The 11,470-nt window shown below is 73.8% G+C and carries 10 protein-coding genes; 7 read left to right on the forward strand and 3 right to left on the reverse strand.

From position 1 onward, the window contains the following. Positions 1 to 47: 47 nt before the first annotated feature. From uraH to ABZ801_RS07570, 6 genes are all read left to right on the forward strand, one after another. Positions 48 to 380, forward strand: coding sequence for a hydroxyisourate hydrolase (gene uraH, locus ABZ801_RS07545; protein WP_344945159.1), 333 nt, complete (start codon positions 48 to 50; stop codon positions 378 to 380). A gap of 167 nt (positions 381 to 547) precedes the next feature. After that, complete coding sequence (locus ABZ801_RS07550; protein WP_360694108.1) at positions 548 to 2,020, forward strand: NCS2 family permease; 1,473 nt, start codon at positions 548 to 550, stop codon at positions 2,018 to 2,020. A 46-nt stretch (positions 2,021 to 2,066) separates the two neighbouring features. After that, positions 2,067 to 3,257, forward strand: a complete 1,191-nt coding sequence (locus ABZ801_RS07555; RefSeq protein WP_360694111.1) for a glycerate kinase — start codon at positions 2,067 to 2,069, stop codon at positions 3,255 to 3,257. A 329-nt stretch (positions 3,258 to 3,586) separates the two neighbouring features. Continuing rightward, on the forward strand, positions 3,587 to 4,702 hold the full coding sequence (gene ald / locus ABZ801_RS07560; protein WP_344945185.1) for an alanine dehydrogenase: 1,116 nt from the start codon (positions 3,587 to 3,589) through the stop codon (positions 4,700 to 4,702). 57 nt (positions 4,703 to 4,759) lie between these two features. After that, positions 4,760 to 5,365 (forward strand): histidine phosphatase family protein, encoded by a 606-nt coding sequence (locus ABZ801_RS07565; RefSeq protein WP_344945165.1) that lies wholly within the window; start codon positions 4,760 to 4,762, stop codon positions 5,363 to 5,365. A gap of 91 nt (positions 5,366 to 5,456) precedes the next feature. Next, positions 5,457 to 5,756, forward strand: a complete 300-nt coding sequence (locus tag ABZ801_RS07570; protein ID WP_344945167.1) for a metal-sensitive transcriptional regulator — start codon at positions 5,457 to 5,459, stop codon at positions 5,754 to 5,756. Between the two features lie 43 nt (positions 5,757 to 5,799). Here the strand turns inward: ABZ801_RS07570 and ABZ801_RS07575 are convergent, their stop codons facing one another. The 3 genes from ABZ801_RS07575 to ggt form a co-directional block, all read right to left on the reverse strand. Continuing rightward, positions 5,800 to 6,651, reverse strand: a complete 852-nt coding sequence (locus tag ABZ801_RS07575) for an oxygenase MpaB family protein (protein ID WP_360694116.1) — start codon at positions 6,649 to 6,651, stop codon at positions 5,800 to 5,802. Positions 6,652 to 6,716: 65 nt separating this feature from the next. Next, complete coding sequence (gene cutA, locus ABZ801_RS07580; RefSeq protein WP_360694119.1) at positions 6,717 to 7,091, reverse strand: divalent-cation tolerance protein CutA; 375 nt, start codon at positions 7,089 to 7,091, stop codon at positions 6,717 to 6,719. Between the two features lie 88 nt (positions 7,092 to 7,179). Beyond that, on the reverse strand, positions 7,180 to 9,105 hold the full coding sequence (gene ggt, locus ABZ801_RS07585) for a gamma-glutamyltransferase (protein WP_360694122.1): 1,926 nt from the start codon (positions 9,103 to 9,105) through the stop codon (positions 7,180 to 7,182). A gap of 381 nt (positions 9,106 to 9,486) precedes the next feature. On the opposite strand from ggt, the gene ABZ801_RS07590 reads away from it, so the two are divergent. Next, positions 9,487 to 11,364, forward strand: coding sequence for an amino acid permease (locus tag ABZ801_RS07590; protein WP_360694125.1), 1,878 nt, complete (start codon positions 9,487 to 9,489; stop codon positions 11,362 to 11,364). Positions 11,365 to 11,470: the final 106 nt, after the last annotated feature.

Consider the following 11,470-nt stretch of genomic DNA (forward strand, 5'->3'; position numbering starts at 1 on the left):
GGCCGCCCGGCTCCCCTCGTACATCAGGTCTTGTATTACATGGGGGCATGAGTGTGAGCACGCATGTCCTCGACACCGCGCGAGGGCGTCCCGCGGCCGGGGTCCCCGTCCGGCTCGACCGCTACGAGGGCGACACCTGGCGGTCGCTGGCCGAGGCGGCCACCGACGGCGACGGCCGCTGGGCCGCCCCGCCGGACGCCGGTTCGGCGGACGGCACGTACCGGCTGCGCTTCGGCACCGGCCCGTACTTCGCCGAACGGGGCGAGACCTGCTTCTACCCCGAGGTCTGCGTGATCTTCACGATCGCCGACGCAGGTCAGCACCATCACGTTCCGCTGCTGCTCAGCCCGTACGGCTACAGCACGTACCGGGGCAGCTGACCCGCCCCGCCGGACTGACCGGCGCCGATGGGGTGAACCGCGGGCCTACCGGGACAGACTGGTGCGATAACGAACGGTTACCCTGTGCCCCGCGGTCCTCCGTGCGCCCCCGGGGGTACTCGCACCCGTCCCATCGTCCGTCCCCCTGGAATCGGAGCGCGCGCAAGATGTCGCACGTCAACACAGGCGGCCCCGGAAGGCCGTCCGCCGGCGCCCCCGGGCCGTCCGACACCCCGCCGGCCCCCCGAGGCGCCCTCGACCGGTTCTTCGAGCTGTCGGCGCGCGGGACCAGCGTGCCGCGCGAGCTGCGCGGCGGCGTCACCACGTTCTTCGCGATGGCCTACATCATCGTGCTGAACCCGCTGATCCTGGGCGGGGCGAAGGACGTCACCGGCGCCACCCTGTCGATCCCGCAGCTGACCACCATGACCGCGCTGTCCGCGGCGATCGCCACGGTGATCATGGGTCTGGTCGGCAACACGCCGCTGGCGCTGGCCGCGGGCCTGGGCATCAACGCGGTGGTGGCCTTCCAGGCCGCGCCGGTGATGACCTGGCCGCAGGCCATGGGCCTGGTGGTGCTGGAGGGCGTGGTCATCATCCTGCTGGCCGTCACCGGCGTGCGGGAGCTGATCATGAACGCGATCCCGCTGGCGCTCAAGCACGCCATCGCGGTCGGCATCGGCGCGTTCATCGCGCTGGTCGGGCTGGTGGACGCCAAGTTCGTCAGCTCGCAGGCGGGCAGCCCGCCGCTGTCGCTGGGCACCGGCGGGCGGCTGACCGCCTGGCCCGCGGTGGTGTTCGCGTTCGCGCTGCTGGTGATGATCGTGCTCTACGTGCGGCGGGTGCCCGGCGCCATCCTGATCGGCATCGTGGCGGCGACCGTGCTGGCCGTCGTGATCGAGGCGGTCGCCACCGTGCCGAAGGACGCCTGGGGCCTGGTCGTCCCGCAGATGCCCGAGCGCCTGTTCGCCGCCCCCGACTTCTCGCTGCTGGGACGGATCGACCTGTTCGGCGGGTTCGGCCGCGCCGGGTTCGTCACCGCGCTGGTCGTGCTGTTCACGCTGGTGCTGTCGGGGTTCTTCGACGCGATGGGCACCATCCTCGGCATCAGCGACGAGGCCGGGCTGGTCACCGAGCGCGGCGAGGTCCCGCGCCTGGGCCGCATCCTGTCGGTGGACGGCCTGTCGGCCGCGCTCGGCGGCGTGACCAGCTCGTCGGCCAACACCGTCTACGTGGAGTCGGCGGCGGGCGTCGGCGAGGGCGCCCGCACCGGGCTGGCCAACCTGGCGACCGGGGCGCTGTTCGCGGTGACGCTGTTCCTGACGCCGCTGGCGGCCACCGTCCCGTCCCAGGCCGCCGCGCCCGCCCTGGTGCTGGTCGGCGCGCTGATGATGACGCAGGTCGCCAAGCTGGACTGGGACGACCTGGACGTGGCGATCCCGGCGTTCCTCACCATCGTGTTCATGCCGTTCACCTTCTCCATCACCAACGGCGTCGGCGCCGGGATCGTCGCCTACACGGTGGTCAAGCTCGCGCGCGGCCGGTGGCGTGAGGCGGGCTGGCTGCTCCCCGTCATCTCGATCGTCTTCCTCGTCTATTTCGGTTTGCACGTCGTGGAGCAGGTTCTGGGTGTCAAATAGTGCCCTCATGACGTAAGCAGAAGGTAGGGCTTCACCGAACCCCGGCGTGAAAGGCGTGGCTGTGGTCTCCCCGGACACCCCCTCCGACCTCTCCCCGCCGGGTCATGTCCTGCTCGCCCCCGACCGCTTCGCCGGCTCGCTGTCGGCGCCCGAGGTGGCCCGCCACCTGGCCGCCGGGCTGCGCCGCGCCCGCCCCGGCGTGCCCCTGGTGGAGCTGCCGGTCGCCGACGGCGGCGACGGCACCGCCGCGGCCGCCGTCGCGTCCGGCTGGCGGCGGGTGGAGCTGGAGGTGTGCGGGCCGACGGGACGTCCGGTGACCGCGTGCCTGGCGCTGAACGGCGGCACCGCCGTGGTGGAGCTGGCCGAGGCGTCGGGGGTGCGGCGGCTGCCCGGCGGCAGGCCGCAGCCGCTCACCGCCACCAGCCTGGGCACCGGCCAGCTCGTCGCGCACGCGGTGCGGCTGGGCGCCCGGCGCGTCGTGCTGGGGATCGGCGGCGGCGCGTGCGCCGACGGCGGCGCCGGGCTCGTGCAGGGCCTCGGCGGGCGGCTGCTGGACGCCCTCGGCAAGGACCTGCCGCCCGGCGGCGCCGCGCTGCGCTCCCTGCACGCCCTCGACCTGCGCGGCATGGCCGACCTGTCGGGTGTGGAGGTGATCCTGGCGGGCGACTCGGCGGGGCCGCTGCTGGGCCGCAACGGCGCCGCCGCGCTCGCGGCCCGGCACGCGGGCGTCGGGCGCGAGGAGATCCGGGTGCTGGACGCGGGCCTGCGCCGCTGGGCCGACCTGGCCGAGGCGGCGTCGCGCTCGGCGGTGCGGGACCGGCCGGGCGCGGGCGCCGCGGGCGGCGTCGGGTTCGCCGCGCTGGCGTTCCTGGGCGCCCGGGTCGAGGACGGCACCGCGCTCATGCTCGACCTGCTCCGCTTCGCCGACCGGGCGCGGGGCGCGCGGCTGGTCGTCACCGGGGAGGGTTCGCTGGACGTGCGGACGCTGCGCGGCCGCAGCACCGTCGGCGTTGCCCGCGCCGCCGCCCGCGCCCGCGTCCCGGTGGTCGCGGTGGCCGACCGCCGGGGGCTGACCGGCGAGCAGCTGCGCCGCGCCCGCATCCACGCCGTGTACGCCCTGGCCGACATCGAGCCGGACGCCGACCGCCGCGTCCGGCAGGCCGGCCCGCTGCTGGAGCAGCTGACCGTCGCGATCGCCGACGAGTGGCTCCCGGTGCGCCCCCCGCGCCGCGCCTGACCCCTCGCCCGTCCTCGCACCCGTCCCTCGCGCCTGACCCTCGCGCCTGACCGCACGTCTGACCGCACGCCCGCGCCTCCGTCCGGCCGGGACGCCCGCCCCCGCACCCGCCCCTCGCTGGAAGCGCACACGGCCCCATCCTGACCTGCACCGATGTGGCGTTTGCGACCTATGAGGCGGGTCGTTCTGGTCGTACGCGAACTCCTAACAGGCCGTTTACATGGTGTTAGCAACTGCGGGGATACTCGTACACAGTGACCATGGCAGGGCGGCGCGGCGAGCACGCACCCTTATGCCGTATCCCCTGGTCGAGGATGACGGAGGGCACTGTGAAGGTCGGCGTACCACGCGAGGTCAAAAACCACGAATACCGGGTGGCGATCACCCCCGCAGGGGTCCACGAGCTGACACGCCACGGGCACGAGGTCTTCGTCGAGCGCGGCGCAGGCCTGGGTTCGGCCATCCCGGACGAGGAGTACACCGGCGCGGGCGCCAAGATCCTGGACGGGCCGGACGAGGTGTGGGGCGAGGCCGAGCTGGTGCTCAAGGTCAAGGAGCCCGTCGCCGAGGAGTACCACCGCATCCGCCGCGGCCAGACGCTGTTCACCTACCTGCACCTGGCCGCGTCCCGCTCGTGCACCGACGCGCTGCTGGCGGCGGGTGTCACCGCGATCGCCTACGAGACCGTCCAGCTGCCCGACCGGTCGCTGCCGCTGCTGGCCCCGATGTCGGAGGTGGCCGGGCGGCTGGCCGCGCAGGTCGGCGCGTACAACCTGATGCGCTTCAACGGCGGCCGCGGCGTGCTGCCCGGCGGCGTGCCGGGCGTGGCCCCCGCCAAGGTGGTCGTGATCGGCGGCGGCGTGTCCGGGCTGAACGCCGCGCAGATGGCGGTCGGCATGGGCGCCGACGTCACCGTCCTGGACCTCAACCTGGACCGGCTGCGCCACATCGACGCGATCTACCAGGGCCGCGTGCGCACCATGATGTCCAGCGCCTACGCCGTCGAGCGGGAGGCGCGCGCCGCCGACCTGGTGATCGGCGCGGTGCTCATCCCCGGCGCCAAGGCGCCCACGCTGATCTCCAACGACCTGGTCGCGGCGATGAAGCCGGGTTCGGTGCTGGTCGACATCGCCATCGACCAGGGCGGCTGCTTCGAGGACTCGCGTCCCACCACGCACGCCGACCCCACCTACACGGTGCACGAGTCGGTGTTCTACTGCGTGGCCAACATGCCCGGGGCGGTTCCCAACACCTCCACGTACGCCCTCACCAACGTGACGCTGCCGTACGCGGTCGCCATCGCGAACAAGGGCTGGCACGCCGCGCTGCGCGACGACCCCGCCCTGGCCCTCGGCCTCAACGCGCACGACGGCTCGCTGGTGTACGGGCCCGTCGCCGAGGCCCACGGCCTGGACCACGTGTCCCTGGAGTCCGTCCTGTCCTGAGCCGATCCCCGGCCCCCGCGGCGGGGCGTCCTCGCCGGACCGGCGATGATGACCCCCATGGGCGAGCTGATCCTGCTTCGGCACGGCGAGACGGAGTGGAGCCGCGACCGGCGGCACACCGGGCGCACCGACCTGCCCCTGACCGAACGCGGCGAGCGGCAGGCGCGCTCGGTGGCGCCGCTGGTGCGGTCGCTGCGCGTCGCGAAGGTGCTGGCGAGCCCGGCCCGGCGCGCGCTGCGCACCGCGGAGCTGGCCGGGCTCACCGTCGACGACGTCGATCCCGGCCTGTGGGAGTGGGACTACGGCGGCTACGAGGGGATCACCACCGCCGAGGTCCGGCGCGAGCGTCCGGGCTGGTACCTGTGGGAGGACGGCGTCGTCCCCGGCGACGCCGAGCATCCCGGGGAGACGGTCGAGCACGTCGGGGCGCGGGTGGACGCGGTGCTGGAGCGGGTGCGTCCCCTCCTCGACGGCGACGGGGACGTGGTGCTGGTGGCGCACGGCCACGTCCTGCGGATCCTCACGGCGCGCTGGCTGGGCCTGGAACCCGCCGCCGGACGGCTGTTCGCGCTGGACACCGGCACCCTGTCCAGGCTGGGTCGCGAGCACGACCGGCCGGTGATCGCGGCCTGGAACGTCCCGCCCGGTCTCGCGCGGGGCTGACCTCTTGGGCCCGGGGTATACCATACCCCGTGGGGGTTGGCCCCACGGTGGGGACCCGAGGACCGAGCCCCCGCCGATTGCGAGGACGACCATGGCCACCAGCCAGACCCCCACGCGTGGTTACAGCGCGACCAAGGACCAGCTGCAGACCCGCCTGCGCCGCATCGAGGGCCAGGTGCGCGGCATCGAGCGCATGGTCGAGGAAGACCGCTACTGCATCGACGTGCTCACCCAGATCAGCGCCATCCAGGCGGCCCTGGACAAGGTGGCGCTCGGCCTGCTCGACGGCCACGTCCGCCACTGCGTGGCCGAGGGCGCCGAGGAGGGCAAGGGCGACGAGATGTCCACCGAGCTGATGGCCGCGGTGGGCCGCCTCATGCGCCGCGGCTGACACGGCCCGTCCCCGCGCCCCCGGGCGCGGGGACGCCCGGGGCTCAGGAGGCGATGGCCCAGCCGTCCTGGGCGGACTCGTACTCGCGCGTCAGGCGCCGTGCGCGCTGGGCGTCCGGCGAGTAGCGCCACTGCGCGGGGACGACGTGCGTGGTGCGGTACAGCCCCTTGAGCGTCAGCGTGGCGGCCAGGTCGGAGGTGGGCAGGCCCGGCAGGCCGTACATGCGGCGGGCCCAGCGCGGCAGCGTGGCGACGACGAGCGTCGCCAGGGCGGGCGCGGCCAGCTTGAGCGGCATGAGCTGGCGGGGCACGGCCGGGTTGAACATGCGCACCAGCCCCTGCCGGGCCTCCTTGCAGGCGAAGATGTGCGGGCGCATCGCCGCGTAGTAGTCCTTCATCTCCGCGACGGAGGCGGGCACGTCGGCGGGGTCCAGGCCCACGACCGCGGCGGCGCGGCGCTGCTCGTCGACGAACCGGTCGGCGTCCCGGCGGCTCAGCGGCACGCCCGCGCGGCGCGCCACGTCGAGGTAGGAGTCGACCTCGCCCATGTGCACCCACAGCAGGTTCTCCGGGTCGTCGACGGGGAACACCTCGCCGGTGCGCATGTCCAGGCCGGTGAGCCTGGAGTGCAGCCGGCGGACGCGGCGGCCGACCCGTTCGACCTCCTCGTGGGTGCCGTAGGTGCGGACCCGGACGAACTCCACGGTGCGGCCGAGCCGCGCCCAGGCGGCCCGCGGATCCATCAGCTCGGAGTTCTGCGCGGTGCCCCACATCGACCGCGGGTGCAGCGCCTGCAGCAGCAGGGCCCGGATGCCTCCCACGAACAGCACCGGCTCGCCCATGACCCGCCAGGTCACCGAGCCGGGCCCGAACAGACCGTAGTCCACGTCGTCCACAGCGTTCCTCCGGAGTAACCGATGGCTTATTTACCCCGGTACGTACTGTGACACACAGGGACGAGTCAGTCGGTGACGGGCCCGACGTCCTCGTCGTCCTCGTCCTCGGCGGGTTCGGGGGGCTCGGTCTGCTCGGCCACCCAGGCCAGGTAGTCCATGCTGCCCGCGACCACCGGGGTGGCGATGATCTCGGGGGTGTCGTAGGAGTGCCCCTCGGTGATGAGGGTGGCCAGCTCGTCGAAGCGGTCGTCGGTGGTCTTGAACACCACCATCCACTCCTCGGCCGTCTCGATCTCGCCCTCCCACCAGTAGGTGCTGGCGATGGGCCCGACGAGCTGCGCGCACGCGGCCAGGCGTTCGGCGACCGCGGACTTGGCCAGGTCCGCCGCCTCCTGACGCGAGTCGGTGGTCGTCGTCACCTGAACGTACGCCTGGGCCATGGACCACTCCTTCCCCCAGCCGTTGAGCGTAGTCCCGTCCGGCGCCCGGTCGGGCGCCGGACGGGCCCGGCCCTACTCGAACACCGCCCTAGCGGGCCGGGCGGACCACCATGGCGCTGCCGCCGCCCCGGCGCACCGGTTCGGCGACGGCCTGCACCAGGCCGGGACGCAGCACCTCCAGCCCGGCGGCGGCGCCGATCGTCCCGGCGGGCGGGCCGGCGAACAGCTCCAGCCGGTGCCCGCGCGCGGCCAGCGCCGTGCCGTACCGGTCGATGAACGCCTGCTCGGCGAACACCTGCGGGGTGTTGCGCTGGGTGGCGCGCGGCGCGGCCAGGGCGGCGGGCAGGTCCATGCCCAGGTCGATCCGGTTGAGCAGGATCTGCAGCACGGTGGTGATGATGGTGGACCCGCCGGGCGTGCCGACGGCCAGCATCGGGCGGCCGTCCTTGAGCACGATCGTCGGGGACATGCTGCTGCGCGGGCGCTTGCCCGGTCCGGGCAGGTTCGGGTCGGCCGGCGCGCCCTGCGCGGGCGGCTGCAGGGTGAAGTCGGTCAGCTCGTTGTTGAGCAGGAAGCCGCGGCCGGGCACGGTGAGCCCGCTGCCGCCGAACTGCTCGATGGTGATGGTGTAGGAGACGACGTTGCCCCACTTGTCGGCGACGGCCAGGTGCGTGGTCTGCGGCCCCTCGTAGGCGAGGGCGCGGGTGGCGCCGCCGGGCGGGACGCAGGGCGCGTAGTCGCCGTCCGGGGAGCCGGGGGCGACGGGCGCGGCGGCGGCCCGGTCGGGCTTGATGAGGCAGGCGCGTTCACTGGCGAAGCCGCGCGACAGCAGTTCCTTGAGCGGCACGTCGACCTTGTCGGGGTCGCCGACGTACCGGCCCCGGTCGGCGTAGGCGAGCTTGGACGCCTCCAGGTAGTAGTGGAGGGCCTTCACCTGGTCCTTGGCGTCGAGGTGGAAGTTGCCGAGGATGTTCAGGGCCTCGCCGACGGTGGAGCCGCCGGACGAGGACGGCGGCATCCCGTAGACGTCCAGCCCTCGGTAGGACACGCGGGTGGGCTCGCGCCACGTGGACTTGTAGGCCTCCAGGTCGCCCTTCCGCATCAGCCCCGGACGCACGTTGCGCGTGGCGGCGGGCTCGACCGGCGGCTTCTGGACGGTGCGCACGACCTCCTCGCCGAGCCTCCCCTCGTACAGCCAGTCAGGCCCGCGCCTGGCCAGTTCGCGGTAGGTGCGCGCCAGGTCGGGGTTGCGGAACACCGAGCCGACGGCGGGCGGCTTGCCGCCGGGGAGGAACAGCTTGCGCGTGGGGGTGATGTCGCGGAACCGCGCCTCGTTGGTGGCGGTCTGGTCGTGGAACTCCTGGTCGACGACGAAGCCCTTCTCGGCGACGTCGATCGCGGGCCGCAGGAGGGTGCCGAGGTCGCGGGTGCCGAAGCGGCGCAACGCCAGGTCCCACTGGGCCACGGTGCCGGGCACGCCGACGCTCAGCCCGCTGGTGACGGCCTGGTCGAACGGTATGGCCTGCCCGGTGGACGGGTCGACGAACGACCGCTCGTGCATGGCCCGCGGCGCGGTCTCGCGGCCGTCCAGCGCGTACACGCGGCGGCGCTTGGCGTCGTAGTAGGTCAGGTAGCCGCCCCCGCCGATCGCCGCGACGTACGGCTCGGTGACGCCGAGGGTGGCGGCGGCGGCGACGGCGGCGTCCACGGCGTTGCCGCCGCGCCTGAGCACCTCGATGGCGCTGCGGCTGGCGTCGGGGTCGACGGTGGCGACCGCGCCGCCGTAGCCGGTGGCGACCGGCTGCTTGGGCGGCGCCGTCACGGGGGGCGCGGTGACGGGCGGGGCGGTCAGGGGAGGTGCGGCGAGCGCGGCCGGGCCCGGCACGGCCAGCGGCACGGTCGCGGCGAGGACCACGGCGAGCGCCGCGCGGCGGCGGAGGCGGCCGGGGTGCCGGGAGCGGCGCCGGGATCGGACGGGAGGAACGGGGATCGGGGACATCGCGCTCGGTGACACATGACCTCCCTGGGGGGACCTCGGCTCCACCGTCGCATCGATCACGGGAGGTCGCCAGAGTCCCGGCGGCCACCCGACGATCATGTCATCCAGCTGTAACATACCCCGCTCAAGGCGGACGGATCGCAACCGGTCCGGCACCCCTCGCGACCAGGGCGGTTGGCGGGCATATGGCGCAAACTTCAAGATCGCGACTTAGCGGATGTAATTACCGAACCTCGTTTCATCTCCGAAAGGCAACGAGACAGCACCAATACGACCGGAACCATTGCTGTTTTACCCAAACTTGGTGAACTCTTAGTGACTTCGCCAGGCTTTGTGCTCGCGAACAGCGGCGCGGGTTCAGCCATGGGGGGACCACTACGACCCTGGGACAACCGCATGGGCAACAACATGTTCCGGCGTCTGCCCGTCGAACAGGCGACCGGGCAGCTCTACGGCGGCCGGCACCGGCTGCGCGTGGCCTACCGCACCCGCGACCTGATCGTGCTCGGCCTCGGCGTCATGATCGGCTCGGGCATCTTCAAGATCGCCGGGGTGCAGGCCGCCACCGCGGCCGGTCCGGCCGTGATCGTCTCCTTCGTCATCGCGGGCGTGGTGTGCCTGCTGGCGGCGCTGTTCTACGCCGAGCTGGCCTCGATCGTGCCGGTCGCGGGCAGCGCCTACTCCTACAGTTACGTGGCGTTCGGCGAGCTGTGGGCCTGGGTGGTCGGCTGGGCGCTGATCCTGGAGATGCTGCTGGCCGCCTCGGTGGTGGCGCGGGCCTGGTCGGTGTTCGCCGCGCAGGCGCTCAGCGACTTCGCCGTCCCGGTGCCGTCCTGGCTCGCCGGCCTGGTCGGCCAGCCCAAGGGCTTCGACCTGTTCGCGCTCGGCATCCTGCTGCTGCTGGTGGCGGTGCTGGCGACCGGCAGCCGGCTGGGGCTGCGCACGCTGTGGTTCATGGTGCTGGCCAAGGTGGTGGTGATCGGCCTGGTCATCGGCGTCGGCCTGACGTTCTTCGACCCGGGCAACCTCAGCCCGTTCGTGCCGGAGGCGCGGCCCGCCGCCGACGGCAGCGGCCAGACCGTGCTGGACGCGGTGCTCGGCGCCGCCACCGGCAGCACGCCGCAGGTGTTCGGGATCTGGGGAGTGCTGGCCGCCGCGCCCGCCATCGCCTTCGCCTACATCGGATTCGATCTCATCGCCACCGCCGCCGAGGAGACCCGGGACGCCCCGCGCAGCATCCCGCGCGGCATCATCGTCAGCCTGGTGACGACCGTCGTGCTGTACATCGGGGTCGCCGTCACCATGGTCGGGATGGTCTCCTACGCCCGGCTCGACCCGTCCGGGCCGGTGCTCACCACCGCGTTCGACGCGGCGGGCGCGGGCGTCATGGGCAAGGTCATCGACGTGGGGGCGGTGCTCGGCCTGACCACCGTCATCCTCGTGGTGCTGATCGCGCTGACCCGGGTGGTGTTCTCCATGTCGCGCGACGGGCTGTTGCCGCGCGGGCTGGCCGAGACGCGCCGCTACGGCGTGCCCTTCCGGGCCGCGTGGGTGTCCGGCGGCGCCGCGATCGTGATGTCGCAGACCCTCGACGTGCTGACGCTGGAGCAGATGGTGGTGATCGGGACGCTGTTCGCGTTCCTGTTCGTCCCGGCGGGCGTGCTGGCCCTGCGCCGCGACCGGCCCGACCTGCACCGCCCGTTCCGCGTCCCGCTGGCCCCGCTGACCGCGGCCCTGGCCATCGGCGCGGTCGGCTGGCTGATGCTCAACCTCAAGGTGCAGACCTGGGCGTACTTCCTGGTCTGGATGGCGCTCGGCGTGCTGGTCTACCTGGTCTACGGGCGGCGCAAGAGCCAGCTGCGGCGGCTGCTCGCCGAGGAGCCGCCCGGGCCGCCGCGCCGCCGCCCGGGCGCGGGGGGCGCGGGGCCGGGCGGGCTGCCGCCGGGGGTGGTGCCGTACCCGGCGGACCGCCTCCCGTCAGGCCAGCACCCGGCGGGCGTCCACCCGCGCGGCGGGCCGCAGGACACCGCCACGCGGCCGGCCGCCCCCTACAGCGCGCCGCCCCCGCCGGACCCGTACCTTTCGCAGCCCTACAGCCCGCGCACGCCCGGCACCGGGCCGCAGCAGCAGCCCCCGGCCAACCCGTACGCGCCGGGCGCCTCCCCCCACCAGACGGGCGGCAACCCGCCGCCGGAGCCGGGCGGCGGCCGGGGCAGGCACCGACGCGACGACGAGCCGCAGCCGCCCTACCTCGACGAGCACGATCCCTGGTGAGACGCGACGGGCGCCGCCACCCCCGCGCGCGGGGTCGGCGGCCCGATGGTACACCACCATGTGGCCCACCCCCGGCACGTACTTCAGCAGGTAGTCCCCCCCCGGA

This window comes from Actinomadura sp. NPDC047616, from assembly GCF_040642915.1.
In the GTDB taxonomy this organism is placed as follows: domain Bacteria; phylum Actinomycetota; class Actinomycetes; order Streptosporangiales; family Streptosporangiaceae; genus Spirillospora; species Spirillospora miaoliensis.

What these genes read in the sequence shown, in the direction of transcription:
- cutA (WP_360694119.1), bottom strand. Translation starts at nt 7,091, where the DNA reads ATGGCCCAGGCGTACGTTCAGGTGACGACGACCACCGACTCGCGTCAG.
- uraH (WP_344945159.1), top strand. Translation starts at nt 48, where the DNA reads ATGAGTGTGAGCACGCATGTCCTCGACACCGCGCGAGGGCGTCCCGCG.
- ABZ801_RS07590 (WP_360694125.1), top strand. Translation starts at nt 9,487, where the DNA reads ATGGGCAACAACATGTTCCGGCGTCTGCCCGTCGAACAGGCGACCGGG.
- ABZ801_RS07550 (WP_360694108.1), top strand. Translation starts at nt 548, where the DNA reads ATGTCGCACGTCAACACAGGCGGCCCCGGAAGGCCGTCCGCCGGCGCC.
- ABZ801_RS07565 (WP_344945165.1), top strand. Translation starts at nt 4,760, where the DNA reads ATGGGCGAGCTGATCCTGCTTCGGCACGGCGAGACGGAGTGGAGCCGC.
- ABZ801_RS07570 (WP_344945167.1), top strand. Translation starts at nt 5,457, where the DNA reads ATGGCCACCAGCCAGACCCCCACGCGTGGTTACAGCGCGACCAAGGAC.